The sequence below is a fragment of the Streptomyces sp. CNZ301 genome (assembly GCF_004217425.1).
Map to the genome: position 1 here is coordinate 3,172,441 of NZ_SHLG01000001.1, position 26,368 is coordinate 3,198,808.

25 protein-coding genes are annotated in these 26,368 nt (G+C 70.6%); 5 read left to right on the top strand and 20 right to left on the bottom strand.

Annotated features, from left to right (window positions below; all coding sequences use genetic code 11):
* Nucleotides 1-66: 66 nt before the first annotated feature.
* Entirely contained in the window at nucleotides 67-867 is an 801-nt protein-coding gene (locus tag EV375_RS13550) for an isoprenyl transferase (RefSeq protein ID WP_130299667.1), read from the bottom strand.
* A gap of 83 nt (nucleotides 868-950) precedes the next feature.
* Between EV375_RS13550 and mgrA the strand changes: the two genes are divergently transcribed.
* Together mgrA and EV375_RS29110 are read left to right on the top strand one after the other, a co-directional pair.
* Nucleotides 951-2,003 carry an L-glyceraldehyde 3-phosphate reductase gene (mgrA, locus tag EV375_RS13555; protein WP_130299668.1) on the top strand — a complete coding sequence of 351 codons (1,053 nt, stop codon included), beginning with the start codon at nucleotides 951-953 and terminating at the stop codon, nucleotides 2,001-2,003.
* A 683-nt stretch (nucleotides 2,004-2,686) separates the two neighbouring features.
* Nucleotides 2,687-2,863 carry a hypothetical protein gene (locus tag EV375_RS29110; RefSeq protein ID WP_165434732.1) on the top strand — a complete coding sequence of 59 codons (177 nt, stop codon included), beginning with the start codon at nucleotides 2,687-2,689 and terminating at the stop codon, nucleotides 2,861-2,863.
* A 166-nt stretch (nucleotides 2,864-3,029) separates the two neighbouring features.
* Here the strand turns inward: EV375_RS29110 and EV375_RS13565 are convergent, their stop codons facing one another.
* The 12 genes from EV375_RS13565 to EV375_RS13620 all read right to left on the bottom strand — a co-directional run bounded on the left by EV375_RS13565 (nucleotide 3,030) and on the right by EV375_RS13620 (nucleotide 14,958).
* Entirely contained in the window at nucleotides 3,030-3,782 is a 753-nt protein-coding gene (locus EV375_RS13565; RefSeq protein WP_130299670.1) for an OmpA family protein, read from the bottom strand.
* Between the two features lie 4 nt (nucleotides 3,783-3,786).
* The gene (locus EV375_RS13570) at nucleotides 3,787-4,368 is read right to left on the bottom strand and encodes a hypothetical protein (RefSeq protein ID WP_130299671.1); all 582 of its coding nucleotides are present in this window, start codon (nucleotides 4,366-4,368) and stop codon (nucleotides 3,787-3,789) included.
* A 32-nt stretch (nucleotides 4,369-4,400) separates the two neighbouring features.
* Entirely contained in the window at nucleotides 4,401-4,934 is a 534-nt protein-coding gene (locus EV375_RS13575) for a hypothetical protein (protein WP_130299672.1), read from the bottom strand.
* A 65-nt stretch (nucleotides 4,935-4,999) separates the two neighbouring features.
* Nucleotides 5,000-5,197 (bottom strand): hypothetical protein, encoded by a 198-nt coding sequence (locus tag EV375_RS13580; RefSeq protein WP_130299673.1) that lies wholly within the window; start codon nucleotides 5,195-5,197, stop codon nucleotides 5,000-5,002.
* Nucleotides 5,198-5,492: 295 nt separating this feature from the next.
* Entirely contained in the window at nucleotides 5,493-6,392 is a 900-nt protein-coding gene (locus tag EV375_RS13585) for a type II secretion system F family protein (RefSeq protein ID WP_165434733.1), read from the bottom strand.
* Between the two features lie 11 nt (nucleotides 6,393-6,403).
* A complete protein-coding gene (locus tag EV375_RS13590) occupies nucleotides 6,404-7,348 on the bottom strand; it encodes a type II secretion system F family protein (protein WP_130299674.1) in 945 nt (314 codons plus the stop codon).
* Between the two features lie 210 nt (nucleotides 7,349-7,558).
* Nucleotides 7,559-8,911 carry a TadA family conjugal transfer-associated ATPase gene (locus EV375_RS13595; RefSeq protein WP_207228107.1) on the bottom strand — a complete coding sequence of 451 codons (1,353 nt, stop codon included), beginning with the start codon at nucleotides 8,909-8,911 and terminating at the stop codon, nucleotides 7,559-7,561.
* Between the two features lie 31 nt (nucleotides 8,912-8,942).
* The gene (locus EV375_RS13600) at nucleotides 8,943-9,302 is read right to left on the bottom strand and encodes a TadE family protein (protein ID WP_486588731.1); all 360 of its coding nucleotides are present in this window, start codon (nucleotides 9,300-9,302) and stop codon (nucleotides 8,943-8,945) included.
* Between the two features lie 145 nt (nucleotides 9,303-9,447).
* Nucleotides 9,448-11,517, bottom strand: a complete 2,070-nt coding sequence (locus tag EV375_RS13605; RefSeq protein WP_130299677.1) for an AAA family ATPase — start codon at nucleotides 11,515-11,517, stop codon at nucleotides 9,448-9,450.
* A 16-nt stretch (nucleotides 11,518-11,533) separates the two neighbouring features.
* Nucleotides 11,534-12,265 carry a Flp pilus assembly protein CpaB gene (gene cpaB / locus EV375_RS13610; protein ID WP_130299678.1) on the bottom strand — a complete coding sequence of 244 codons (732 nt, stop codon included), beginning with the start codon at nucleotides 12,263-12,265 and terminating at the stop codon, nucleotides 11,534-11,536.
* A gap of 3 nt (nucleotides 12,266-12,268) precedes the next feature.
* Nucleotides 12,269-13,366, bottom strand: a complete 1,098-nt coding sequence (locus EV375_RS13615) for a hypothetical protein (protein ID WP_207228109.1) — start codon at nucleotides 13,364-13,366, stop codon at nucleotides 12,269-12,271.
* Nucleotides 13,367-13,581: 215 nt separating this feature from the next.
* Nucleotides 13,582-14,958 (bottom strand): Nramp family divalent metal transporter, encoded by a 1,377-nt coding sequence (locus EV375_RS13620; RefSeq protein WP_130299679.1) that lies wholly within the window; start codon nucleotides 14,956-14,958, stop codon nucleotides 13,582-13,584.
* Between the two features lie 202 nt (nucleotides 14,959-15,160).
* Here EV375_RS13620 and EV375_RS13625 point away from each other — a divergent pair, with 202 nt between their 5' ends.
* Nucleotides 15,161-16,201 (top strand): chitinase, encoded by a 1,041-nt coding sequence (locus EV375_RS13625; protein WP_207228111.1) that lies wholly within the window; start codon nucleotides 15,161-15,163, stop codon nucleotides 16,199-16,201.
* A gap of 221 nt (nucleotides 16,202-16,422) precedes the next feature.
* On the opposite strand, the gene EV375_RS13630 is transcribed toward EV375_RS13625, so the two are convergent.
* The 5 genes from EV375_RS13630 to EV375_RS13650 form a co-directional block, all read right to left on the bottom strand.
* Nucleotides 16,423-17,325, bottom strand: coding sequence for a trypsin-like peptidase domain-containing protein (locus tag EV375_RS13630; RefSeq protein ID WP_130299680.1), 903 nt, complete (start codon nucleotides 17,323-17,325; stop codon nucleotides 16,423-16,425).
* 161 nt (nucleotides 17,326-17,486) lie between these two features.
* Nucleotides 17,487-18,953, bottom strand: a complete 1,467-nt coding sequence (locus EV375_RS13635; protein ID WP_130299681.1) for a GntT/GntP/DsdX family permease — start codon at nucleotides 18,951-18,953, stop codon at nucleotides 17,487-17,489.
* 175 nt (nucleotides 18,954-19,128) lie between these two features.
* Nucleotides 19,129-19,542, bottom strand: coding sequence for a RidA family protein (locus EV375_RS13640; RefSeq protein ID WP_130299682.1), 414 nt, complete (start codon nucleotides 19,540-19,542; stop codon nucleotides 19,129-19,131).
* Complete coding sequence (locus EV375_RS13645; RefSeq protein ID WP_130299683.1) at nucleotides 19,539-20,303, bottom strand: IclR family transcriptional regulator; 765 nt, start codon at nucleotides 20,301-20,303, stop codon at nucleotides 19,539-19,541. The genes EV375_RS13640 and EV375_RS13645 overlap by 4 nt, the downstream gene beginning before the upstream one ends.
* On the bottom strand, nucleotides 20,300-21,388 hold the full coding sequence (locus EV375_RS13650; RefSeq protein ID WP_486588463.1) for a sugar kinase: 1,089 nt from the start codon (nucleotides 21,386-21,388) through the stop codon (nucleotides 20,300-20,302). Before EV375_RS13650 ends, EV375_RS13645 begins: the two co-directional genes overlap by 4 nt.
* A gap of 118 nt (nucleotides 21,389-21,506) precedes the next feature.
* Here EV375_RS13650 and EV375_RS13655 point away from each other — a divergent pair, with 118 nt between their 5' ends.
* Both EV375_RS13655 and EV375_RS13660 read left to right on the top strand, forming a co-directional pair.
* Nucleotides 21,507-22,778, top strand: a complete 1,272-nt coding sequence (locus EV375_RS13655; RefSeq protein WP_130299685.1) for an alanine racemase — start codon at nucleotides 21,507-21,509, stop codon at nucleotides 22,776-22,778.
* Nucleotides 22,779-22,818: 40 nt separating this feature from the next.
* Nucleotides 22,819-24,459, top strand: coding sequence for a D-aminoacylase (locus tag EV375_RS13660; RefSeq protein ID WP_130299686.1), 1,641 nt, complete (start codon nucleotides 22,819-22,821; stop codon nucleotides 24,457-24,459).
* A gap of 163 nt (nucleotides 24,460-24,622) precedes the next feature.
* Here the strand turns inward: EV375_RS13660 and EV375_RS13665 are convergent, their stop codons facing one another.
* Both EV375_RS13665 and trhA read right to left on the bottom strand, forming a co-directional pair.
* A complete protein-coding gene (locus EV375_RS13665; protein WP_130299687.1) occupies nucleotides 24,623-25,003 on the bottom strand; it encodes a VOC family protein in 381 nt (126 codons plus the stop codon).
* A 297-nt stretch (nucleotides 25,004-25,300) separates the two neighbouring features.
* Nucleotides 25,301-25,936 carry a PAQR family membrane homeostasis protein TrhA gene (gene trhA / locus EV375_RS13670; protein ID WP_130301829.1) on the bottom strand — a complete coding sequence of 212 codons (636 nt, stop codon included), beginning with the start codon at nucleotides 25,934-25,936 and terminating at the stop codon, nucleotides 25,301-25,303.
* Nucleotides 25,937-26,368 lie beyond the last annotated feature (432 nt).

Genomic DNA, 26,368 nt, shown 5'->3' on the forward strand with positions numbered 1-26,368 from the left:
CGCGCTCGCACGCCGGGCGACGCGACCCTCAGAGCTGCCGCGCACCGGGGCTCCGAGGGGCTCGTGTCAGTTCCCGTAGCGCCGGTGCCGGGCCGCGTAATCACGCAGGGCACGCAGGAAATCGACCTTGCGGAAGGCCGGCCAGAAAACTTCGCAGAAGTAGTACTCCGAGTGGGCGCTCTGCCAGAGCATGAAACCCGACAGCCGCTGCTCGCCGCTGGTGCGGATGACCAGGTCCGGGTCGGGCTGGCCACGGGTGTAGAGGTGCTCGGAGATGTCCTCGACGGTCAGCGTCTCCGCCAGCTCCCCCAGGCTCGCACCGCCGGCGGCCCGGTCCGAGAGCAGCGAGCGGACGGCGTCGGTGATCTCCTGGCGGCCGCCGTAGCCGACAGCCACGTTCACCAGCACCCCGTCCACGTCGCCGGCCTTCTCCTCGGCCTTCTTCAGCACCTGCTGCGTACGGTCGGGGAGCAGGTCCAGCTGGCCGACGTGGTGGACGCGCCAGCGGCCGTCGTCGGCAAGGTCCCGCACGGTGTCCTCGATGATGCCGAGCAGCGGCAGGAGCTCGTTCTCGGCGCGGTTGAGATTGTCCGTGGAGAGCAGCCACAGCGTGACGACCTTGACGTCCGTCTCCTCGCACCATCCGAGCAGTTCGCGGATCTTCTCCGCGCCCGCCTGATGGCCCTGCTCCGTCGTGCCGCCCGAGGCCCGGGCCCAGCGCCGGTTGCCGTCCAGGATCACACCGATGTGCTTGGGCACCTGGTCGGTGTCGAGGCGGTACTCCACCCGGCGGGCGTAGAGCCTGTACACCAGGTTGCGAAGCTTGTTGTAAATGACCAGCCCCTCCTTCGGCGAGTCCGGGACCATTGCACCTTACTGCGGGTGAAGCCCCTGGATGAAGCCGGGCTGCTCCCGCCCTCGGCAATCCGCCCTGCTGATAGGAAGGGGCCATGACGGACGACTCCTCCCTGCACCCGCACCGCGCGGACGACGCCCGCTACGACTCCATGGAGTACCGGCGTACCGGCCGCTCCGGGCTGAAGCTCCCGGCCGTCTCGCTGGGCCTGTGGCACAACTTCGGCGACGACCGTCCGCTGGAGACGCAGCGCGCGATCCTGCGCCGTGCCTTCGACCTCGGCGTGACCCACTTCGACCTCGCCAACAACTACGGTCCGCCGCCCGGCTCCGCGGAGCTGAACTTCGGCAAGCTGATGGACCAGGACTTCCGGCCGTACCGGGATGAGCTCGTCATATCGACCAAGGCGGGCTACCCGATGCACCCCGGCCCCTACGGCGACTGGGGTTCACGCAAGTATCTGCTCTCGTCGCTGGACGCCTCCCTGGGACGCATGGGCCTGGACTACGTCGACATCTTCTACTCCCACCGCTTCGATCCGGAGACGCCGCTGGAGGAGACGATGGGGGCGCTCGCCACCGCCGTGCGGCAGGGGAAGGCCCTGTACGCCGGCATCTCCTCCTACAACTCCCGGCGCACGCGCGAAGCCGCGGCCCTGCTGCGGGAGATGGGCGTGCGTCCGCTGATCCACCAGCCCTCGTACTCGATGCTCAACCGGTGGACGGAGGAGGACGGGCTGCTCGGCACCCTGGAGTCGGAGGGCATGGGCTGCATCTCCTTCGCGCCGCTCGCGCAGGGTTTGCTCACCGACAAGTACCTCCAAGGGGTCCCCGAGGGTTCACGCGCCTCGAAGGGCACGTCCCTGGACCCGGGCCTGCTGACGGCGGAGGTACTGCGGCGGCTGCGCGGGCTGAACGACATCGCGGCGCAGCGCGGCCAGTCGCTCGCGCAGCTGGCTCTGCGGTGGGTGCTGCGCGATCCGCGCATGACGTCGGCCCTCATCGGCGCCAGCAGCGTGCGGCAACTGGAGGCGAACGTGGCGGCACTGGAGGGACCGGAGCTCACCGACGAGGAGCTGCGGGAGATCGACTCGTACGCCGTCTCCGAGCCCGGCACCAACATCTGGGCCCGGAGCAGCGAGAGCTGACGCGGCCCGCGCGCCCCGCACCCACCCGGCGCCAGGGCACCGCCCGACCGGGCAGTGGGGCGGAGAGTGGGCCCGGAACGTAAAGCGGGCCGGTCCGTGGGGGGATACGGACCGGCCCGAGGGGGGGTTCCCACCCTAGCGCCTGCCGCGGGTCCGGCCCGGTACGAACCGCCTGGCCCGGAGGACATTCCGTGGCCGGGGCGGGCCTGTCGGGGCCTGCACGCAAGCCTTCCGGGGAGTCCGCACCGGTGAGGGCGCCGATACGCAGTACCCCGAAGGGCGACCTCCGCGACGCACGCCGACTTGACGCGGGGCCGGGGCCGGGGCCGGGGCCGGGGCCGGGGCCGGGAACCGTGGCAGAGGCGCGGGCTCCGGGGGCGCCGGCTCCGTCTCCTCCGCCGGTTCCGCTGGTTCGGCTGCCCGCTTCTCGTCTTTCCGCGTCGTTCGCCTGACGTCCCGGTGAGGCATGCCTCACGGCCGGGGCCGGTTCCCGGGGGGAGAGTGCCCGCGCGTGACGCCCGCGCCGGCATGATCCTTGCGGTGAAGGCGCCGGTCAGGGCGGTTACGGGACAGTCGTCGCGCCTCGCCCCATGAGGGGTTTACATGAGCTGAGTTGGCGTCACGTGACCTAAATCGCCCACTATTTGGTCGAGGCTGTCAGTGGGAGGCCCTAGTCTTTACCCATGTCCACTTCCCAGCCACCAGTTGCCGACGGTCAGACAATCGCCCAGGCCAACGAGGCGATCCGGGAGTATGTCTCCGGCCGTACGATCTGGTCCCAGGCTGACCTCGCGGAGCTGGACCGTCTGCGTACGGACTGGAGGCGCGCCGTCCAGGCGGCGGTCACGCGAGCGGCCTGAGCCCCGCGTCCCCGCACGGGCCGGGCGCCCCTTCGGCGCCGGGCCCACCGGCCGCCCTCCGGCGGCCGACCGGCCGCCAGCGTACGGACCCCGGCCCCGCACTCTCGAATCCGGCCGGAGCGGGCCCCGGCGGGCATGACGCCGAGACGTTCCGCGGCCCCCGTGCTCAGTCCTGACGGGGGAATGACACCTCGACGCGTCGGTTCTTCTTCCGGCCCTCCTCGCTGCTGTTCTCCGCGATCGGGTAATCCTCGCTGTAGCCGCGCACGTTGAAGGCGATCGAAGAGTTCAACTCCTCGGCCAGCGCCTTCTGCACGGCGTCGGCCCGCTTCTTCGAGAGCGTCTTCCCGTGCTCGTAGGAACCCAGGTCGTCGGTGAAGCCGAAGACGTTGATCTCCTTCGCCTGCTGCGAGCCGATCTCGTCGGCGATCTCCTGGATGCGTGACCGGGCGCCGCTGTCGAGCTTCGAGCTGTCCTTCGGGAAGAGCACCTCGGCCTGGAGCGTGAACTTCGTCTTCTCCGTGCTGTCTTCGCGGCGTTCCTCACCGCTCAGGTCCTCGGTGACGAACTTGATGTCGAGCACTCGCGACGGCGCGAGCTTCGCCCCGTCGGCGAGCTTGAGCCCGGCGGCCTGCGGGTCGACCTTCACCGGCGGCTTGGAGTCCCCGATGTTGTCCGGCGGTTCGCTGTAGTCCGGTGCCGGCGCGCCTCCCTCCCCGGGAAGGGAGGGAGCGGTGGTGGGGATGGTCGTGGGATCGTCCGCGCCGGGCAGGGACGTCGGCCCGCTGGGGACCTTGACCGTCGGTTTCGGCGTCGGGTCGTCGGCCCGGGCGCCGCTCGCGCAGAACGTCGTCAGCAGCACGGCCGAGGCGGAGGTGCACAGGACGGTGCGCAGCACGTGCGCGGCGGGGGGTCTCATCTCGTCACTCACCTGACAGCTTCACGCTGGCGCTGGGCATGTCCGCCACCTGGAAGTCCACCGACGTGGTCGACGCGGGCGGAGCGGGGAACTGGGCGTACCACTCGGACGTCTCGCCCTGGTCGAGACCGCCCGTGAATCTGGTGCACAGGCAGTGCCCGTTGGTGTCGCGGAGGATGAAGTAGCGCTTCTTGCCCTTCTTGTCGACCATCGTCGCCCCGGCCATGGAGAGCCCGTTGTTCTTGAGTTCGGACTCCTCGCTGGCCCATCCGGGCAGGACGACGACCGACGGGCCCTCGTTCTTCAACGTCCCCTTGAACGTGGTGAATCCGGAGTCGTCGCGCTGAGCGGAATTGATGGTCAGGGTGAAGTTTCCACCCTTGCCGCCCTTCACCTGGGCGAGCACTTCGCCGGTGCCGTCCGAGCCGCCGCCCTTGCCGTCCTCCTGGGAGGCGCCGTCCGGCTTCTTGCCCTCGTCCCCGCCGTCGTCCCCGCTGCTGCAACCGGCCACTGCGAGCACCAGGCCGGTGGTGACCGCCAGCGCGGTCGTCCGTCCACGGGCTCTGAAGGCGCGCCGAATGGTCATGGATAGCTCGTCCCCTGTTCGTCGTCGGCGACTCAATCGACCAGCACCACCGAGAACAGATCCGACGGTCTCAGCTCGAGGTCGAGATCGTCCGGGTCGATGGTCAAGTCCTCGCCGTCACACGTGATTTCGATCAGCTTGCCGTCGTCCTTGAGCTCGCACCGGGGCTTGATGACGGCGGTCGCGCCGGCCTCGGCCTTCTTGTTGTCGGCGCCGGGGACGATCGTGTCACCGGTGTCGAATCGGGTGCGGACCTTCACCGTGTACCCGTTGTGGCCTTCCGCGGTGACGGCGTCGCAGCTGATGACGTCCGAGCGGTTGCGGTCGGCGAAGTGGTCGGCCTCGCCGCAGCCGTCACCGAAGAGGGAGCCCAGACCGTCGAGGATGTCCTCCAGGGACTTGCCCTCGAGGATCGCGTCGAGGAAGTCCTCGAAGAGCTCGTCCCGGTCGTCCTGTGCCGCGGCGATCGCGGCGGCGTCCGCCGCCGACTGCCCTCCGTTGCGGACCGTCCCCGCCTGGGCGACGGCGAAGAAGGCGAAGGCGAGGAAGAGCAGGCCGGCGATCACGGCGCCGTAGAGGATGACCGTGGCCCCCTCGTCCCCGGCCCCGTAGCGTCTGCTCAGTCGCCCGGCTACAGGATGCTGTTGACCGCCTTCGCGATTGCACCGGAGATGGCGGTGTCCAGCCCGAGTCCCCGGATCGCCAGGATGATTCCGGCGACGATGATCACGATGCCCGCGTATTCGATCGCCCCCGCGCCTCTGTCCGACCATCGCCCGTGCAGTCTGTCCACGACGCGGTGGCGCCAGTGGAGCATGGCCTTCGACATCACGATCTCCTTCGCTGATGGCCGGGTCGGGACGCGACGGCACGCCCCCGGCCTGTCTGCTGTAGTTCTGCACAGTCCTGACGCCGGTGAAACGGGCCGCCGCGCGGCGGAGGCCGGGCAGGGCGGTGACGAGCCGACGACCAGTCATTCCGGCTTCCCCTCCGCTGCGTCGCCCGCTGTTGTTGTCCGAATGCAGACTGTGCCACATCGGCCGCCTCCGATTAAGGGGTGAGCGGAACGCCTGTGGAGTTTGGCGGAATCGCTTGTGGCGCCCGGCCGTTGGGCTGTCATCACGTCACCCGTTCAGTACGGAACCGAAGTCGGTGTCCGACCCGAGCAGGAACGTGGCCACGATCAGCAGCAGCGTCCCCGGCAGCAGGAAGGCGATGGTCGTCATCGTCGCCTTCGGCACCGTCTTGGCGGCCTGCCGCCGGGCGTTCTGCGCGTCGGTGCGCCGCATGTCCGTCGCGATCTGGATGAGCGTGTCCGCGATGGGCGCGCCGAGTTCCTCGCCCTGCTGGAGGGCGGTGACGAACTGGTCGACCTGCTCGCTGTCGTTGCGCTTGCGCAGCTCGTCGAAGGCGGCCCGGCGGCTGACGCCGAGGTCCATCTGCCGCAGCGTGATGCGCAGTTCGTCGGCCCATGGGCCCTCGTAGTGCTCGGCGACGCGTTCCAGCGCCTGGCGGAAGCTGAGTCCCGCGGAGACGACGACGGCGAGAACGTCGAGGAAGTCGGGGAGAGTCCGCTCGATGACGCGCCTGCGGTCGCGGACGGCCTGCCGGATTCCCAGCTCGGCGGCCGTGAAGCCGAAGGCGAGCACGATGAACGCGAACAGCCAGCTGTCGGCGGCGAATCCGACGATCGCCATGACGACGCCGAAGACTCCGTACGCGGCGCGGCGCGCGGCGTAGCGGTGGATGGTCAGGCCGCCCGGGTTGCCGGCCCGGTCGATCTTGCGGCGCTTGGCGTTGACGCGCTCCTCGCCCATCAGACGCAGCACGAGCGGCGCGAGGGGCATGCCGAGACGGTCGACCGCCGCCTCGCGGGCCGTCGTTCGCGTCGCGCCGACCTCGAGCGCGACGGCGAGGTCGCTCGGCAGCTCGATCTGGGCGCGGTACATGCGTATGCCCGCGATGGCCCCGTACACGGCGAGGCCGACGGCGGCGGCGAGGAGGAAGGGCAGAACTGCGCTCACGGGACTCCTCCTCAGATCTCGATCTTGCCGAGGCGGCGGATGACGAAGAAGCCCGTGGCGAAGAGGCCGACGGCCCCGACGATCGCGAGCTGGCCGACCGCCGACCCCGTGACGCGGGCGAGAGCGCCCGGCATCATCGAGTTCATCATCAGCATCGCGCCGAGACCCAGCACGGGCACCGTGAAGGCGGTCGCATTCACTTCGGCGAGCATGGTGCGCACTTCGCGGCGGGTCTCCTTGCGCTCCTCGAGGGTGTCGGTGAGGTTGCGCAGCGACGCCACAAGAGTGCCGCCCGCGCGGTTGGCGAGGACCAGCGTCGTGACGAGGACGACGAGTTCACGCGACGGGAGGCGCTCGGCGAGTTCGTTCAGGGCGTCCTCGACGGAGCGGCCGACGGCCAGCTGATTGTTGACGAGAGTGAGTTCCTCTCCCGCCGGGGCCTCCAGCTCGTCCGCGGCCATGCCGAGCGCTGTGCGCAGCGCGAGCCCCGCCGAGGTGGCGTTGGCGAGGATGCGCGAAAGCTCAGGGAGCTGGCTGATGAACTGCTCGGTGCGGCGCTGGCGTTGGTGACCGAGGAAGGCACTCGCGGCCAGCACGCCCAGGATCGCGGCGATCGGCCCGAAGAAGGGCGCGAGGACGGACGCGGCGACGAGCCACAGGCCGGCGACGACGACGCCGACGTAGACCGTGAACTCCCCCGGCGTGATGTCGAGTCCGGTCGCGGCCAGTCCGCTCTGCACTCGGCCGCCCAGCCGGGTGCGGCGCAGCCGCTTGTCCACACCGGTGAAGACACGGCGCCGGCCGGGCGGCAGTTCGCGGCCCGCGGATTCCTCGGCGAGGCGCTCGAGGAGCTCCTTGTTCTGTGCGCGCCCCGACGCGAACGCCATGACCGCGGCGACGGCGAGCGCGCCGGCCAGCAGGAAGGCGCCGAGCGCGAGTTGTGCGGTGGTGTCCATGACGTGGTCCTGGGTCCTGTGGTCCGTCCTGGGTGCGGTGATGGTCCTGCGAGCGTGCGGTTCGTGCGTGCGGTTCGTGCGTGCGGTTCGTGCGTGCAGTTCTGCGTGCGTGCGGGTTCCGCATGCGGTCGCGGTGCGCGGTTCGCGGTTCGCGTGCCTGCGTGCCGTGTTCCGTGTCTCCCGGTGGCGCTCCGGTGGCTCCGGGGCCCTCTACACCGCCTCCCTCGTTGCCAGTTGGCCGGCGTCGTCCGCGACTCCGAAGGTCGGCGGCACGGGCTCACTCACCATGTGGAGGCGGTTGGCGGCACGCCTCGGGACGGGCAGATGCTGGAAGCTCCCGTGCACCTTGCCGTCCGAGGACATGGGCTCGGCGTCGAACCGGGCGACCGAGGCGATGCGGAAGACCTCGCGTCCGTGCGAGGCGAGAAGAACGATCTCCACGACCTTCCGCGAGCCGTCGGGGAAGCGCGCAAGCTGGATGATCACGTCCACGGCGGAGTTGATCTGGTCCTGCAGCGCCTCGAAGGGGATCTCGACCTCCGACATGGAGGCCAGGGTCTGAAGGCGCATCAGCGCGTCCTCGGCGCTGTTGGCGTGCACGGTCGCCAGGGAACCGTCGTGCCCCGTGGACATGGCCTGGAGCATGTCGAGCGTCTCCCCGCCGCGCACCTCTCCGACGATGATCCGGTCGGGCCGCATGCGCAGCGAGTTGCGTACCAGGTCGCGGACGGTGACCTGGCCCCGGCCCTCGACGTTGGGCGGCCTCGTCTCCAGCCGGATGATGTGCCGCTGCTGGAGCTGGAGTTCGGCCGCGTCCTCGACGGTGATGATGCGCTCGTGGTCAGGGATGAGCCCGGAGAGCGCGTTGAGCAGGGTCGTCTTTCCGCTGCCCGTTCCTCCCGAGACGATCACGTTGAAGCGAGCGCGGATGAAGCCCGACAGCAGCGCCACCATGTGCTCGTCGAGCGTGCCCATCGCGATCAGTTCGTGCAGCGCGTAGGCGCGGGGGAAGCGGCGGATGGTGAGGGTCGGGCCGGTGAGGGACAGCGGCGGGACGATGACGTTGACGCGCTCGCCGGAGGGCAGCCGGGCGTCGACCATCGGATTCGACTCGTCCACACGCCTGTTGACGGTCGAAACGATGCGCTCGATGGTCTGCATCAGCTGCTCTTCGGAGGCGAATCGGACCGGCACCTGCTCGACGTGGCCCGCCCGCTCGACGAAGACCTGATCCGGCCCGTTGACCATGATCTCCGTGATGGAGGCGTCCTCCAGCAGTGGTTCGAGCACACCGAGCCCGAGAGCCTCGTCCACGACGCGCCGGATGAGCAACTCCCGGTCGGCCGTGGACAGTACGGGACCCTCGCGGCTGATGAGGTGTCCCAGCACCCGCTCCAGGCGGGCCCTGCGCTCCTGCGAGGGAAGGGCGGACATCTCCGCGAGGTCTATCTCTTCGAGGAGCTTCGTGCGGTAGGCGGACACCATGTGGGCGGTGCCGCCGTCGGCCGCGGCCCCGGTGCGCGTCCGGGACTCAGGCGTGGTCATACGGGCCCGCAGACTCAACTCCGGCCTCCTCTCTGTGCGTTCGCGATGGTCAGTCGCGCGGCATGGTCGCGGAGCGGGTCGCGTCGCCGAAGTCGTCGACGCCGGGCACCACGGACGGAATGGTGACGTTGGTGGTCACCCGCACCTCGTCCTCTCCCTCTCCGAGGTCGAAACTGGCGCGGGAGGCCGTCCACTTGGACATGGCCGCCTTGCCGGTAGCCGCGTAGTCCTCGGCGATGTCCTCCTGGCTCGCGATGCGGGCGGCGGCGCGGGCACCGGTGCCGGCCTGCTGGATGGTGTAGCCCGCGACGCCGAGCTGGATCGCGCCCATGGCCACCAGCAGGAGCAGCGGCATCATGCCTGCCAACTCCAGGCTGGACGCACCGCGTTCACGCTCCCCGCCCCTCACACCGGCGGCCCGCGGACGCAGGATTCGCGCCGCCCGCGCCCGCGCCCGTACCGGGGCAGGTGCCGATGCCGGTGCCGGGGCAAGTGCCGGTGTCGGTGCCGTCGGGGGCGTTGCTGCCGCCGGTGCCGTGCGTCTCATGCGGTGCTCACTTCCCCTCCTCCGCGGCGCCGGCGGTGCCGCTGATACTGAAGGGAAGCTTCCCCGCGCCGGGGAAGAGGACGGGCGCCGACAGGTCGACGTCCGCCTTCCACAGGTGGCCGTCGAGACGGCAGCTCACCGACGAGTTCTCCCGCCACTCGGCGGGCAGGTGCTTGGTCGCCGCGGACTCGCAGGCGCCCTCCGGGTCGCCGCCGAGCGCGGCCGCCGTCGCGGCGCGTGCCGCCTCGTCGGCGGCGTTTCCGGCGAGCGAGAACGTGTAGCCGACGAGGACGCACTGCCACAGGACGGCCAGGACGGCGAGCACGATCGGCGCCATTCCCGCGAACTCCACGGTCACGGAGCCCTTGTCGCCCCACACGCTCGTCTCGCCCTCGTCGTCGAGGTCGTCGGCCGGCTGTCGGGCCGGCCGTCCTCCCGGGACGTGCCCGATCTCGGGGCCCACCGGCCCCACGCGGGTACGGGTGTGGAAGGGCGCCGCGCTGTTGGGCTCGTGCGGCCTGCGGTGGTCGCGGTACTCGTTGCCCGCGGGAGCCGCCGGCGCCTCTCCGGGCATGACGTGGTTGCCGCCCGACGTGCCGGGCGGCAGGGCCTGCGGACCGTTCGCCGGGGCGCCGCCCTGCCTTGCCTGAGGGGTGCGCGGCGGGGGAAAGGGGGCGGGCGGAGTCGCCGGGGGACGTGGCGCCGCGCGGCCGGCCTGGTCCGGCCGGCCCTCGGCTCCCTGGTTTCCCTGCACCGCCTGGACCTGGGAACTCCCCGGACCGCCCGGGGGCAGCGCGCGCCCCTCCGGCTCGGAGGCGGAGTCGGACAACGCCTGCTTGGACTGTCCGCTGTGGCCCTTCACCGCCTTGGCACTGTGCTTGCCGCCGCCGCTGCTGCCGGCCTCCGCCGGCGTGACGAGGCCCAGTTCGGCCGCGAACGACCACAGTGCCTGCTTCACCGAGCTCTTGGCGTCGAGGTCCTGGATGCGTCCGGCGTCGACGGCGCCGTGAAGTTCCTTGTAGCCGGCGGGAATCGTCGTCCCGGCCACGGACGTGCCGACGATGCGGGCGACGAGCCCCGGGTGGATCTCGGTGAAGCGCGAGGTCCGGTTGACGAGGGTGAGGGTCTCCTCGGCCTTGCGGATCTGAAGCCGGTCCCACATCCGGACCATGCGCTTGGCCGCCCGTACGGAGATCACGTCAGGTGTCGTCAGCAGCACCGCGTTGTCCGCGGTCTCGATCGCGGCGGCGTTGGCGGCGTTGAGCTGTGTGCCGCAGTCGATCACGACGATGTCGTACCGGGCCTTGAGCGCGGAGATGATCTGCCGTGCCGCTCGGTCGTCGACCTCCTCGCCGCGCTCGCCCTCTCCGGGGGCGAGCAGCAGCCCGAGCCCCGACTCGTGCGCGAAGAGCGCGTCCTGCAGCACACGGTTGGAGATGTCGGCGATGCCCGCGAGGTCTGCCGCCGAGCGGCGGAACTGCACGTCCAGGAACGAGGAGACGTCCCCGGACTGAAGATCCATGTCCACGAGGGCCGTGCCGCGCCCCGACGCCTGTGCCGCGAGGGCCAGTTGGACGGCGGTGAGCGTCGTGCCGACGCCTCCCTTCGCTCCCGTCACGGCGACGACGGTCCCGCCCGGGCCGACCGTCTCCTCGGGCAGGGTGCCCAGATGCTTGCGCACGCCGACCGCCCATGAGGCGGCGGCGCCGACCCGCGCGGCCAGATCGTCGTAACTGAGGGGGAGCCCGAGGACGCCGCGCGCCCCGGCGTCCATCGCCGCCGAGTACAGCGGCTGGCTGGTGTCGCGGGTGATGAGGATGACGCCGACGGCGGGGAAGCGGAGCGCGATCTCACGGATCAGCTCCAGCGCGGGCATCGGGCGGATGAGTTCGTGGACGAGCACGACCTCCGGAAGGTCCGCCACGGTGCCCTCGGACAACCGCGCGAGCGAGTCGAGCAGTTGGGTGGAGTCGGCGGCGGCCGGCACCGGCTCGCTGTCCGGGAGCTGGCTGAGCAGACCGCTGACCGACCGGGCTGCTTCCTGGTCGCTGACGGCTGGCTGGATGCGGGTGACCATGGGCTGATTCCCTGCCTCACTTGTCCCCGGTGAGCGTGTACGTCTTGTCGCTCTCTGGGATGTCGTTGCCGTCGCCGGGTGCCACGAGAGCGAGCCGGACGTGCTCCGCGAAGGACTCCGCGTAGGCGACGCGCTGCGCGTCCGCCGTGGAGAGCGCGAAGGTGATGGGGACCCCGTCCCGTTCACTCAGCCGGGAGCGGTCCTCCCCGCCGGAGTTCTCCTTGAACGGGGTGAGTTTCCCGACGTCGATGACCTTCGCGTCACTGACGATGACCTTCGACTGGTTCGGTGACCTGCCCTTGCCCGCGGTCTGCTGCTCGCCCTCGAAGGTGGCGAATATGTTGACCCGGCTGCCCGGGTTGATCTTGCCGGCGACTCCCGTCTCGGCGTCGATCATGATGGCGATCTCCTGCTGGCCCGGCTTGAGTTCGGGCCGCTGGTCGATCATGTCCGTCTGCAGCAGCGACCCTTTGCGGAGCTTGTTGGCGGCGACCTTGTCGCGCACCTCGTCGAGGTCTGTTACCGCGGTGTCCGGCAGCCAGCGCTTCGGTACGGACACCTTCTTGAACTGCCCCTCGTTCAGGGACTTGTAGGGGGGAACGTCCGCCTTGAGCTCGTAGGCCGTCGTCTCGGGGCCGACCCTCGACTCCACGTCGCGTATGAACGCCAGCACGCCCCCGAACGCCGCGAGGGCGCACAGGACGGAGACGACCAGCAGGATGACGCCACGGCGCTGGCGTGAATTCATGGACTACAGACCTCGGGGATCGGCGACAACGGCGTGACTGGGGTGCGAGTCGGAGCGTGCGGCGGCGGCCGCGTGCCTCTGCTTGAGGAACGTGCCGAGACCGGAGCCCCTGCGGGAGCTGTCCGCGCGGTCTCCGGCGGTGCCGGAGGAGGAACCGGAAGCGGAGCCGGAACCGGACCCGGCGGCCGAGCGGGAGGAGAGCGAGGAGCCGGAGCGGCCACGGGCGGGCGCCGGGCGCACCGCTGCCGCTTTCCGCGAACCGGCACCGTACGGCGCGGGCGCCGCGCAGAACGCGCAGCGGTCGCCGATGAGTTCGAGGCCGCACCAGTGGCACTCGTCGCGTCGCACCGAGGAGACCAGCCGGTACAGCACCGAGACGTCCGGGATCGCGGCGGCGAACTCGACGAGCCTGCCGGTCCCCCACCAGCGGGCCGACTCCCCCGGCAGATACGCCTCCTGCACATTGCCGACGCGCCACTGCGGGGCGAGGGAGGCGGTGACCCAGTCGGAGTTGAGCTGGCCGTTGGCGTAGGTGAGATGCGTGGGGAACTGGGGCCCGGTGAGCGCGGCCCTGACCACGCCCCGCGCGCCGCTGTCGGTGCGCACCAGCTGCGGCGTGGGCGTGGCCAGCACCGCGAACTGCGCCTTGGGGTTCCAGGACCTGGCGGCCGTCGTGTAGGAGAGCGGCAGGTGGTCGAGCTTCGCGACGGAGCTCAGCAGCGCGCCCGCGTAGATGTAATGCGCGAGGAGGCGCACGGAGGCGCCCAGCACCCCGGGGCTGAACTCGCACAGCGAGAGCTGCCTCAACTGCCGTACGAGGACTGCCGTGCCCAGCGGCGGGAGGGCCGTCGGCATCAGGGCGACCCGGTCGCTCTCCAGGACGGAGCGGATGGCGTGGAGCCTGTGCAGAAAGGGCTTGGGCAGCGTCGTGGGGTGGACGACGATCAGGTGACCGTTCTGGTCGATCAGCCGCTGCGTCTGGGCGACCGCCACGTCGAACGGCTGCTCGTCCGGCGGCTGGAAGACATGCGCCCGCGGCGTGTGCCGGTCCGGCGGGGGCAGCATGTGGCCGTGGCCGGTGACTGCTATTGCAGTGGTCATCCCCGCCCCCGAGCTCCAAGTCGGACCCTTCCGGCCCGAGTTCCCGATCGCCGATGCCGATCTGACGACACCACACCTTACGGGCGGGAGCCCTGCCTCGGAACAGCTTCGGCCCCTGCCGCTCTACCTCCATACCCCGCGCCGTCCGTAGGTCAATCGGCTCGCGGGCCGGCACTCGTCCCGGGCGGGGACGAGTGCCGGGTCCTCGGCGCCTCCTACCAGGGAATCTCCCTGACCTGCTGCACGCACAGCACGATGAAGAGCATCCCCGAGACGAAGAGCATCACGTTGCTGACGATGCCGTTGCGCCATTCACGCGGAGTGCGGTCCGAGTTGAGCAGCCACAGGAGAGTGAGCGCGAGGAACGGCATGAAGAACGCGCCGAGCACGCCGTAGACCACGACGAGCAGGAACGGCTGCTCCAGCCAGAGCAGGGCCATCGGCGGGAAGGTCAGCCACAGCAGGTACGCGCGGAAGGGCAGTGACCGCTCGCGCTGACCGCCGGCCACGGCCCGCACCCCCTTCTCGCCGGTGCCGTCCTCGCCGTCCTCGCCGTCCTCGCCGCCTGTGGCGCGTGAGGCACGCAGCCGCTCCACGAAGTCGGCGAACATCAGGCTGACTCCGTGCCACACGCCGATCAGCGACGTGAAGGACGTGGCGAAGAACCCGACGAGGAAGAGGGTGGAGGTGAACGAGCCGAAGCGGTCGGCGAGAACCTTGTCGAGGTCGGCCAGGCCCTTGTCGCCCTCGGCGATCGCGATGTTCGCCGAGTGCAGCAGCTCGGCGCCGACGATCAGCATGGCGACGACGAAGACGCCGGTGGTGATGTAGGCGACGCGGTTGTCGAGCCGCATCATCTTCATCCAGCTGCTGTCGGTCCAGCCCTTGGCGTTCACCCAGTACCCGTACGCGGCCATGGTGATGGTGCCGCCGACCCCGCCGATCAGGCCGAGGGTGTAGAAGACCGAGCCGTCCGGCAGGGCCGGCACCAGCCCGGTGAAGGCGGCCCCGATGTCGGGCGAGACGAGTACCGCGACGTAGACGACGACCACGAACATGACGCCGATCATGGCCGTCATGACCTTCTCGAAGACGGCGTAGCGGTTGAACCAGACGAAGACGAGGCCCACGAGGCCGGTGATGATCGCCCACGCCTTGAGGTCGAGCACGCCGGGGAAGAGCGCGTCCAGGGGAAGCCCGGCGGAGGACATGGCCGTGCCGCCGTAGACGAAGCCCCAGATCACGACGTACACGGCGAAGTAGACCGTGGTCCAGGAGCCGAGCGAGCGCCAGCCCTCGAAGATGGTGCGGCCGGTGGCCAGGTGCCAGCGGCCGGTCGCCTCGGCGAGCGCGACCTTGACGATGCAGCCGATGACCGCCGCCCACAGGAGGGTGTAGCCGAACTTGCTGCCCGCGATCAGGGTGGCGACCAGGTCGCCGGCACCGACTCCCGTCGCGGCCACGACGATGCCGGGGCCGATCAACTTCCAGCTTGCCTTGCGTACTTGCGGCCGGGTCTCCGCCTGAGACCTGCCGGGCGAGTCCGGGGTGGAGGCGGATGCTCCGCTCTGCTCGCTGTCCTCGGTTGTCATCACTGACCGCCTTCGTGCTCGTCCCCTCAAGAGGTCCTGCCCGGCGCATCCAATATCCCGAGGACGATCAGCACAAGAGCTGGGACAGCCGCCGAAAGCCTTGACAAGGGAATTGGTCTGGACCATCTTGTCGTCAAGCGCAGGGCCCGCGCACCACGTTCGAGACCTTTCCTCCCCATCTCCCCCCACTCCGGAGGCAGTTGTGGCACGCGCAAGATTCCTGTCCCACTCCTACGCACGCCCCCGCGTCGTCGCCGCCGTCACGGCGGGCGCACTGACTCTGTGCGGACTGCTCACAGCCGGTGCCGCCCACGCGGGCGCAGCACCGGCGGCCGGCAAGGCTCCGGCCGTCGGAGCGTCCGCCGTACCCGCGCACGCCGTGACGGGGTACTGGCAGAACTTCGACAACGGCGCAACGACCCAGAAGCTCTCCGACCTGCCCGACGACTACGACATCATCGCCGTGGCCTTCGCCGACGCCACGGGCACACCGGGCCAGGTGGACTTCCGGCTGGACCCGGCGACCGGCTACGGCTCGGAGGACGACTTCAAGGCCGACATCAAGGCGAAGCACGACGAGGGCAAGTCCGTCATCGTCTCGGTGGGCGGCGAGAAGGGCGCCGTCAGCGTGGCCGACGAGGCCTCCGCCGGCGCCTTCGCCGACAGCATCGTCTCCCTCATGGACGAATACGGCTTCGACGGAGTCGACATCGACCTGGAGAACGGCCTCAACTCGACCTACATGACCAAGGCGCTGGACGCCATCCACAGCAAGAAGAGCGATGTCGTGGTGACGATGGCCCCGCAGACCATCGACATGCAGTCCACCTCGACCGAGTACTTCAAGACGGCGCTGAACATCAAGGACTACCTGACGGTCGTCAACATGCAGTACTACAACAGCGGTTCCATGAACGGCTGCGACGGAAAGACCTACGCCCAGGGCGGCGTCGACTTCCTGACGGCACTCGCCTGCATCCAGCTCGAAGGCGGCCTCGACCCCTCCCAGGTGGGCATCGGCACACCCGCCTCACCGAGCGCCGCGGGCTCGGGCCACGTCGAGCCCGGCGTGGTGACGGACGCCCTGGACTGCCTCGCCGAGGGCACCAACTGCGGGAGCTTCAAGCCGGAGAAGAAGTACCCCGGCATCCGCGGGGCGATGACCTGGTCGACCAACTGGGACGCGGCCAACGGCAACAAGTGGTCGGGCACGGTCGGCCCGCACGTGCACGGGCTGCCGTAGCCCCGGGCCCGCGGCCGCTCCCCCGCCGGGGCAGCCCGCAGGCCGCTGCGGAGTGTCCCCGGCCTCCCCGTTCGCACAGGACGCCCCCCCGGAGAGCGTGTCCGGGGGGCGTCGTCCGTCCTCGGCCGTGTGCGGAGGTCACCGCCGGGCCGGCGCCATGGTGCCGCCGCACCACACCGCCGGCCGGCAGCTGCCGGGCTCCGTCACAGGCGGCCCGGCGCTTACGGCTTCGGCAGCTTGCAGTCAGGCAGGCTCAGGTCGACTTTGTTGCCGGCCGCGATGCAGCTGGTGAGGGTGTGGGTCTGCTGCCCGTAGGCGATCCCCTCGTGAACGGTGACCTTGCCGTCCTTGTCCACCTCGCACGGGTTGTTGAGGGTGCACTCCTCGCCGTCCTCGTTACGGGTGTTGTTGATCCCGACGATCTTCCCGGACGAGTCGTCGATGACCGGAGAACCCGAGGTGCCGCCCTTGGTCTCGCACTCCTTCGTGTAGCGGATCGAGTCCTTCATGGTCCAGCCGTCCTCGCGCAGCTCGGGCACGAAGGCGTCGATGGAGCAGCTGAAGGTCTCCTTCCAGTACCCGGAGACCACCGTCATGGCGGTGCCCTCCTCCGGGTGCTCCGCCTGGACCTCGAGCGGGTCGATGCCCGTGTCGCTCTTGATCTCCTCGTACGTGGCGTCGAGTTCGTAGAGTGCGACGTCGGTGTCCGTCATCGTCCCGTAGGCGATCTTCGTGGAGGTCAGCGAGCCGGCGTCGCCGCCCTGAGCGTCGAGCAGCGTGAAGTTGCGCTTCACGTCCTCGTCGACGATGACCTGGCCCGGCTCCGGCATGCCCGCCTCGCGGCAGTGGCCGTTGGTGAGCACGAGCCCGGGGTCGGACGCCTTGGACTCGGGCATCTTCACCAGCGAACCGGAGCAGTTGCTCAGCGCGACCGTGCCCGCGAAGTCCGGCGCGGCGGCCTTCTCGGCAGTCCGGGAGGCAGTGTCGGCGGCGGCGCTGCTGGCGGCCTCGGCCTTGGAGGCCTTGGAGGCCTCGGCGGCGAAGGCGGGCGCGGGGGCGACGGCGGTGACGGCCGCGGCTCCGAAGAACGCCGTGGCCAGGATGCCGGCGAGAGGTCTTTTCATGGTGGGGGGTTCCTCTCCTTGAGCGAATCGATGTGACGGTGATTCGTCGGGGGTGACGCCGTGCATTCTTGGGCAGGAGAGGCACCCCCACAAGACCCCAACGGAGCCCCCAGAAGCGGATGATGATGTTCCGCCAGGGGGCGCCGTCGCGAGGGATCCGTCTAGACGAACGGACTGATCAGCGCCGCCACGGCGAAGCCGGCCACCGACAGGACGGACTCCAGCACCGTCCACGACTTGAGAGTGTCCCGCTCCGAGATGCCGAAGTACTTCGAGACGATCCAGAATCCGCCGTCGTTGACGTGCGAGGCGAAGATCGAACCCGCCGAGATCGCCATGATGACGAGCGCGATGTGCGGCTGCGAGTAGTCACCGGAGGACAGCAGCGGAGCCACGATGCCCGCCGTGGTGACGATCGCGACCGTCGCGGACCCCTGAGCGACCCGGAGCACGAGCGAGAGCAGGTAGGACAGCACGATGACGGGAAGTCCCGCGTCGCCGAAGGTGTCCGCGAGCGCCTGGGCGACGCCGCTGCCGTCCAGCACCGCACCGAAGACCCCGCCCGCCCCGACGACGAGCAGGATGTTCCCGATCGGCTTCAGCGAGGCCGTCGAGACGGTCTCCAGCGACTGACGCGACCAGCCGCGCCTCAGGCCGAGCTGCCAGTACGCCAGCAGCAGCGCGATCGTCAGCGCCACGAAGGGGTGCCCGAAGAACTCGATGACCGAGCGGAGCGTCGAGGGGTCGAGCGCGATCGAGGAGAACGTCGCCAGCAGGATCAGCACGAGCGGGGTGCCGATGATGCCGAGCACCACGGCGAGCGAGACGGGCCGCTCGGTGGAGACCCCCGCCGCCTTCTGGTCGGCCGCGACGGCCGCCTTGGCCTCCTCGGCCGCCTCGACCATGTCGTGCGGCACCTCGACGAAGAGGCGGTTGCCGATCCAGGCCGCGTACGCCCAGGCGGCGAGCACCGCCGGGATGCCGGTGACGACGCCCATCAGGATGATCCAGCCGAGGTCGACCTTCAGCAGTCCCGCGGCCGCCACCGGCCCGGGGTGCGGCGGCAGGAAGGCGTGCGTCATCGACAGGCCGGCGAGCAGCGGCATCGCGTAGAGGACGATCGATTTCCCGGAGCGCTTGGCCGCTGCGTAGACGATCGGCGCGAGGACGAAGATGCCGACGTCGAAGAAGACCGGGATGCCGAAGATGAGGCCGGTGAGGCCCATGGCCAGCGGTGCGCGCTTCTCCCCGAAGAGGGCCAGCAGACGGCTGGAGAGCGCTTCGGCTCCACCGCTGACCTCGAGTATCGCGCCCAGCATGGTGCCGAGCCCGATGATGATGGCCACGTGGCCGAGGATGCCGCCCATGCCGTCCTCGATGAGGGAGACGGCGTCGGACTTCTGCACGGTGCCGAAGAGTTCGGTCACGGAGAGCCCGGCGGCGAGGCCGACGGCTATGGAGACGCCCAGGAGCGCCACGAAGGGCTGCAGCCGGACTTTGATGATCAGGAACAGCAGCAGCAGGATGCCCAGGGCGGCGACGGTCAGCAGGCCTGGGGTGCCGCCTATGAGCGCGAGCAGGCCGCCTGTGTGTGGTGGCGCCTTCTCGGGCGCGGATGCGAGCAGCATGGTGGACCTCGGGATTTCTGTGTCAACTGCCGTGACTCTTCGGGGGAACGGGGACGCGTGGGGGTGTGGCGTGTGGGAGCGCGGGGGTGCGGCATGCGGGGTACGGCGCCCGCTCGCGGCGGCGCGCCGGGGACCGGCAGGGCGGTGCCCTGCCGGTGGCGGAGCCCGGTCCGGCTCAGCCCAGGACGGCGAGTGCGTCGATCTCGACGAGCAGCCCGGCCGGCAGGCCGACGTAGACGGTCGTACGGGCCGCCGGGGCCTCGGTGAGGTCCGCGAAGTACTCGTTGTAGATCTCGTTGAACTCCGCGAAGTGCGCGGTGTCGGTCAGGTAGACGCGGATCATCACCACGTCCTCCCAACTCGCCCCGCCCTCCTGGAGGATGGCCTCGACATTGGCGAAGGTGCGCAGCGTCTGTTCACGCAGCCCCGGGCCCACCGGCTCCGGCGCCCTGCCCGGGACGGCGGGCGCGAAGCCGACCTGCCCCGCGACCTGGAGGATGTTTCCCTTGCGCACGCCGTGCGAGAACTTCGCGGGCGGAGTGGTGTGGGTGGGGGGTGTGAGGGCCGTCTTGGCCGGCTTCTCGCTCATGGCTGCCGTTCCGTGGATGGGGTCTTTCCGGAGTACTCGTCGCTGATGGCGTCGGCGGTGCGCCGCACCAGCGGGAGAAGGGTGAGGAGTTCCTCGGCGCTGACGACGACGTTGGGTGCCGATACGGACATGGCGGCCACGGCGCGCCCGTCCGGGCCGCGCACCGGGGCGCCGACGCAGTTGATGGACTCCTCGTGGCCACCCAGGTCGGTGGCCCAGCCCTGCTCGCGCACCTTCGCCAGTTCGGCGAGGAACGCCGCGGAGTCGGTGATCGAACGGGACGTGTAGCGGGGGTAGTCGAGCCGCTCGGCGATCGACCGGCGCTCGCGCTCGGGCAGATCTGCCAGCAGCAGCTTCGCGACCGCGGCGACGGTGATGGCCACCGGCTTGCCGATCCGCGAGTACATCCGCACCGGGTAGCGGCTCTCCACCTTGTCGATGTAGAGGACTTCGTCCTCCTCGTGGACGGCGAGGTGGACGGTGTGTCCCGTCCTCGCGTTCAGCTCCACGAGGTGCGGATGGGCGACCTCGCGCACGTCCAGGTTCTCCACGGCCTGCTGCGCGAGCGCGAAGAGGCGCGTTCCCAGCCGGTAGCGCTGGTCGGGCTGGCGGTGGACGATGCCGTGCTCGTGGAGCGTGCGCAGGAGCCGCAGGGCGGTGGACTTGTGCACGCCGAGCCGGTTCGCGACCTGCTCGAGGTTCGCCGGCCCCTCGGCCAGCAGGGGCAGGATGCTCAGTGCCCGGTCGACGGTCTGGCTCATGATGCGTCCGCCTTCCGCGTGTTCCACCCCTGGGCGAGGTGCAGGGCCCGCCAGTCCTCGTCGTCCAGGGCGGCCAGCCGGTCGGCGACCTCGCGCGACGGGGGCTCCGCGAGATCACCCGGCACCGTGAGGGCGGCCGCCGCGGTGAGATGACCGTGCCGCAGCCGCTCGCGAAGGGGCAGCCCGCGCAGCGTCGCCGAGAGGAACCCGGCGGCGAAGCCGTCGCCGGCGCCGACGGCTCCCGCGACGTCGATCCGCAGGGCCGGCTCGAAGTGGACGGTGTCGGCGGCCGCGCCGTCTCCGTCCTCGTCGCCGCGCACGAACGCCGTCGCTCCCTTGCGTCCCTGCTTGACGACGAGCACCGCCGGTTCGGGCAGCCGTTCCCTGATCTCTTCGGGCCCGCCGGTCACGCCCCACGCCGCGGCTGCCTCGTCCTCGCCGGCGAAGACGAGGTCGCAGCCGCGGGCGAGTTCGAGGAGCACGCCGGGGCCGGGTGCGGGATCGCCGTCCGGGCGGTCCCACAGACCGACGCGGTAGTTGACGTCGAAGGAGACGAGCGGACGGTACGGGCGCGGGCCCGTGAGCAGTCTCATCAGCTCCAGGCACTCCTCGGACAGCGCCGCGGTGATGCCGGTGACGTGCAGCACGGAGGTGTCGTCGACGGACGTGAGGTCCACGGTGCGGGGCGACATGGCGGAAGCGGCCGACCCGGCGCGGTAGTAGACGACCTCGGCGGTGCCGCCGCCGGCAGCCGCGCCGGATGCGTCGAGGGTGGTGGGCCGCTCGCCCTCCGTGCGGAAGTAGATGCCCGTGGGGCGTCTCGGGTCGCGTCCGACGAAGCCGACGTCGACCCCGCGGGCCGCGACGGTCTCCACCAGGTGGTCACCGAATCCGTCGGCGCCGACGCGGCTTACCCACCGCACGGAGTGGCCCGAACCGGCAAGCGCGCAGGCCACGTTGGACTCCGCCCCGCCGATGGCCCGGTCGAACGACGGCACGTCCGCGAGCCGTCCGGCCTGCGACGGCAGGAACGTGACCATGGATTCGCCGAGGCAGACGACGTCGGTACTCACCACTGTCGGCATGCGCTCCCTCATCGATTGACGGGTGTTCGGCGGGATGCTAAACAGCTCTGAGCGAAATACGCAATGTCTGTTGCAAATAGTGCAACGACGAGGCTCATGCAACGGAGTAGGAGTCCATATGGCCGGCGCGGACCCTCTCGCCTCCCTCGCCGAAGAGCGCATCGACCACCGCTTCAAGGGGCTGCCTCCGGATGCCGCCGGCTCCACCGTCGCCGCACTCACCGCGGAGGGCCGCAACCTCTTCACCGGCGGTTTCACCACACCGGTTCTCGCGCTGTCCGCGGAGCGCCTGGAGCACAACCTCGGCCTGATGCGGACCTACACGGAGCGGCACGGCCTCGCCTTCGCCCCGCACGGCAAGACCTCCATGGCTCCGCAGCTCTTCCACCGCCAACTCGCCCACGGCGCCTGGGGGATCACCCTCGCCGTGCCCCATCAGGTGCGTGTGGCCAGGGCGTTCGGAATCCAGCGGGTCTTCCTCGCCAACGAACTCGTCGACCCCGCCGCGCTCCGCTGGATCTCCCGGGAACTCGACACCGACCCGGACTTCCGCATCGTCTGCTACGCCGATTCCACCGAGGGCGTGGCACAGATGAACACCGCCCTGAAGGAGGCCGGGGCGACGCGCCCCGTCGACGTCGTCGTCGAACTCGCCGCCGGCGAAGGCGCCCGCACCGGAGCCCGCACCGAGGCCGACTGCGAGGCGGTCGCCGACGCCGTCGCCGACGCGTCGACGCTGCGCCTGGCCGGCGTCGCGGGCTACGAGGGCGAAGTCCCGGGCGCCTCACCGGAGACGGTCACGGCATGGCTGCGCCGCCTGACCGCGCTGGCCGTCGACTTCGACGCCGCCGGACGCTTCGACGGGCTCACCGAGATCGTGCTCAGCGCCGGCGGCAGCGCGTGGTTCGACGCGGTCGCCGACGTCTTCGCAGAACTGCCGCCGCTCACGCTGCCGGTGCTGAAGCTGCTGCGCTCGGGCGCCTACGTGTCGCACGACGACGGCGCCTACCGCGAGAAGACCCCCTTCAACCGCGTCCCCGAAGAGGGCGCGCTCCAGGCGGCGTTCACGCTCTGGGCGCAGGTTGTCTCCCGCCCCGCTCCCGGCCAGGCGTTCCTCAACGCGGGCAAGCGCGACGCCGCTTTCGATCTGCACCTGCCGCAACCGCACACCGTCCGCGCCTGCGACGGCACGACGAGAGCGGCGGACGGCATCACCGTCACCGCCCTCTCCGACCAGCACGCCTGGGTCCGCACCGAAGCGCCCCTGGAGGTCGGGGAATGGGTGGGCCTCGGCCTGTCGCACCCTTGCACGATCTTCGACAAGTGGCAGCTCATCCCCGAGACGACCGCGGACGGCACCGTCACCGGCTACGTCCGCACGTTCTTCTGACAGCCGGACGGCCCGCACCGGCTCCGAAGGGACCGCCCTCATGGACCTGCTCATCCGCAACGCCGACGTCGTCGACGGCTCCGGGACGAGCGCCCCGTACCGCGCCGACGTCGCCGTGGAGGACGGCCGGATCACCGCCGTCACACGCGAGTCGGACGGCGCGGGCGCGCGGGCGGCCGGAGCCCGGCGGACACTCGACGCCACGGGCCTCGCCCTCGCTCCCGGCTTCATCGACATGCACGCCCACTCCGACCTGGCCCTGCTGCGCGACCCCGACCACTCGGCGAAGGCAGCTCAGGGCGTCACGCTCGAAGTCCTCGGCCAGGACGGGCTCTCCTACGCCCCGGTGGACGACCGCACCCTCGACGAGGTGCGCAGCGCCATCACCGGCTGGAACGGCAGCCCGCCCGGGGACGCCTCCGTCGACTTCGACTGGCGCACCGTCGGCGAGTACCTGGACCGCATCGACCGCCAGGGCACCGCCGTCAACGCCGCCTACCTCGTGCCGCAGGGCAGCGTCCGCATGCTCGCCGTCGGCTGGGACGACCGGCCCGCGACGCCCGCCGAGACCGAGACCATGCGGCGCCTGGTCGCCGAGGGCCTGGAACAGGGCGCGGTGGGCATGTCCTCCGGCCTCACGTACACGCCCGGCATGTACGCCTCCGACGCCGAACTCACCGAACTGTGCCGCACGGTGGCCGCGCACGGCGGCTACTACTGCCCGCACCACCGCTCCTACGGCAAGGGCGCGCTCCAGGCCTACGAGGAGATGGTCGCCCTCACCCGGGAGGCGGGCTGCGCCCTCCATCTCGCCCACGCCACCATGAACTTCGGCGTCAACAAGGGCAGAGCGCCCGAACTGGCGGCCCTCCTGGACCGTGCGCTCGCCGCCGGCGCGGACATCACCCTGGACACGTATCCCTACACACCCGGGTGCACGACACTGGTGGCGATGCTGCCGAGCTGGGCGAGCGCGGGCGGCCCGGAGGCCGTCATGGCGAGGCTCTCGGACGAGGAGACGTGTTCGCGCATCCGGCACGTCATGGAGGTCGAGGGCGCCGACGGATGCCACGGCGTCCCGATGGACTGGGACACCATCGAGATCTCAGGTGTCAGCGACCCCGCCCTGGCCGGCCATGTCGGCAGGACCGTCGCGCAGTCGGCGGCGGAGGCCGGCGAGGAGCCCTTCGCCACGGCCCGGCGTCTGCTGATCGAGGACAGGCTCGGCACGACGATCCTCCAGCACGTGGGCCACGAGGAGAACGTGCGCCACATGATGCGCCACCCGGCCCACACCGGCGGCAGCGACGGCATCCTCCAGGGCGCGAAGCCGCACCCGCGCGCGTACGGGACCTTTCCGCAGTATCTCGGCCGCTACGTACGGGAGTTGGGCGTGCTCTCCCTGGAGGAGTGCGTCGCCCACCTCACCTCGCGCCCGGCCGCACGGCTGCGCCTGCCCGACCGGGGCCTGGTCCGGGAGGGCTACCGGGCGGACCTCGTCCTGTTCGACCCGGCCACGGTCGCCCCGGGCGCGACGTTCGAGAACCCGCGCGTGCTGCCCACCGGCATCCCGCACGTACTGATCGACGGCCGCTTCGTCATCGAGGACGGACGCCGCACCGATGTCCTGGCCGGGCGCTCGGTCCGGCGCACACCGCGGCAGGCGGCCTCGCCGCGCTGACCGCACCGGCCCGCGGCGGGGCCCCGTTCGTGGGTTTCCGGCGCAGCCCTCCCACAACGCGAGGCCCTGGGGCTGCGGTCCGGGGAGACCCCGTGCAGCTGTCGCCGCGGCCCACGGAGAACCGAGCGCCAGGCGTCAGGGACCCGACCGCGGGTCAGAGCCGTCAGAGCGGGTTGAGGCGGGCCTTGAGCAGGCAGAACTCATTGCCCTCGGGGTCGGCGAGAACGTGCCAGGGCTCCTCGCCGGTCTGGCCGATGTCGGCCGGGCGCGCCCCGAGCTTCAGCAGGCGTTCGAGTTCGGCGTCCATGTCGCGGTCGGTGGCGTTGACGTCGATGTGCAGCCGGGGCTTTCCCTTCTCCGGTTCGTCCCTGCGGCTGAGGATGATCGTCGGCTGCGGGCCGCCGAACCCTTCGCGGGGCCCGATCTCGAGGGTGCCGTCCTCTTCGCGATCGAGCACTACGAAGTCCAGGACCTCGCACCAGAACCGCGCCAGCACCTCGGGCTCGCGGCAACCGAGCACGAGCTCACTGATACGACAAGCCATACGAACCTGCTCTCAGGGTGGGAACTGACTGCCGGGGCGGCCGCGCGCGGAGCTCTTGGCTCCCGGAAGTGGGCACAGGCTCGAGACCGTAACGGGCGGGGCGAGCAGGTGCGAAGGGTTTTTGAGGGGCATCCCCGGGCCGCAGAACCGGAGTTGAGGTCTCCCCGGGCCCGTGAGGACCGGGCCGGGCAGGCCCTGCGACCGGCAGGTGCGTGCCGGACGCCGCCCGGGCGGCCCGGCGTCCGTACCGGCCCCGGGTCCGCCGGGGCTTGCGGCCGCGCCCGCCGGGCGCGAGGGCTACGCGTGCTGGTAGGCCACCAGCGAGATCCCCACGTAGTGCACGACGAACGCGGCCAGTGTGAACGAGTGGAAGACCTCGTGGAACCCGAACCAGCGCGGTGACGGGTTGGGCCGCTTGATGCCGTAGACGACACCGCCGACGCTGTACAGCAGGCCGCCGACGACCACGCACACCAGCACGGCGATGCCGCCCTCGCGCAGGAAGTCGGGCAGGTAGAAGACGGCCGCCCACCCCATCGCGATGTAGCACGGCGTGTAGAGCCAGCGCGGAGCGCCGACCCAGAACACGCGGAAGCCGATACCGAGGAGAGCCGCGGCCCAGATCCCCCACAGCAGCGGCGATCCGGGCCCGTCGGGCAGGAGCAGGATCGTCAGCGGCGTGTACGTCCCGGCGATGATCAGGAAGATGTTGGCGTGGTCGAGGCGCCGCAGTACGGCGTTGGCCCTCGGCCCCCACTCCCCCCGGTGGTAGAGGGCGCTCACGCCGAAGAGCAGACACGCCGTCAGCGTGTATACGGCGCAGGCGATGCGGCCTCGGGTGCTGTCGGCGAGCGCGGTCAGGAATATCCCGGCGGCGAGCACGGCCGGGAACATCCCGGCGTGCAGCCAGCCGCGCAGTCGTGGCTTGATCATCGCGGGGATCGCGGCTGCGCTCCGGGACGCAGCCGAAGTGACCGCCGCGGCGGCCGACTCCAAGGTGGCGGCGGCAGAACTGCCGGTGCTCTCCGGCTTATGGGTGCCGTCCGCGCCGTCTTCGGAGTCCGCGCAGTTCACAGGCTCAAGCGGAGGGGGCGCGTCAGTCATACGGCCCATCGTAGCTACGGGGCCGTAGCCGGCGACATGCTCTTTCGAGGCCACAGGCCGCTCATCGGAGTGGTGATGGACACATCCTTTCCATCTGGACAGGCGGCCGATACGCTCCCATGCTCAGAGGAGCAAGGGTGACACCGGATGAGCGAGCCGCGCAGACTCACCATCACAGCACCAGCACCACCACGAACGCATCCGGGTCGCGGCCCCCAAGGGGCGAGTTCAAGCACGAAGCCGAAAAAATGCGGATACCAG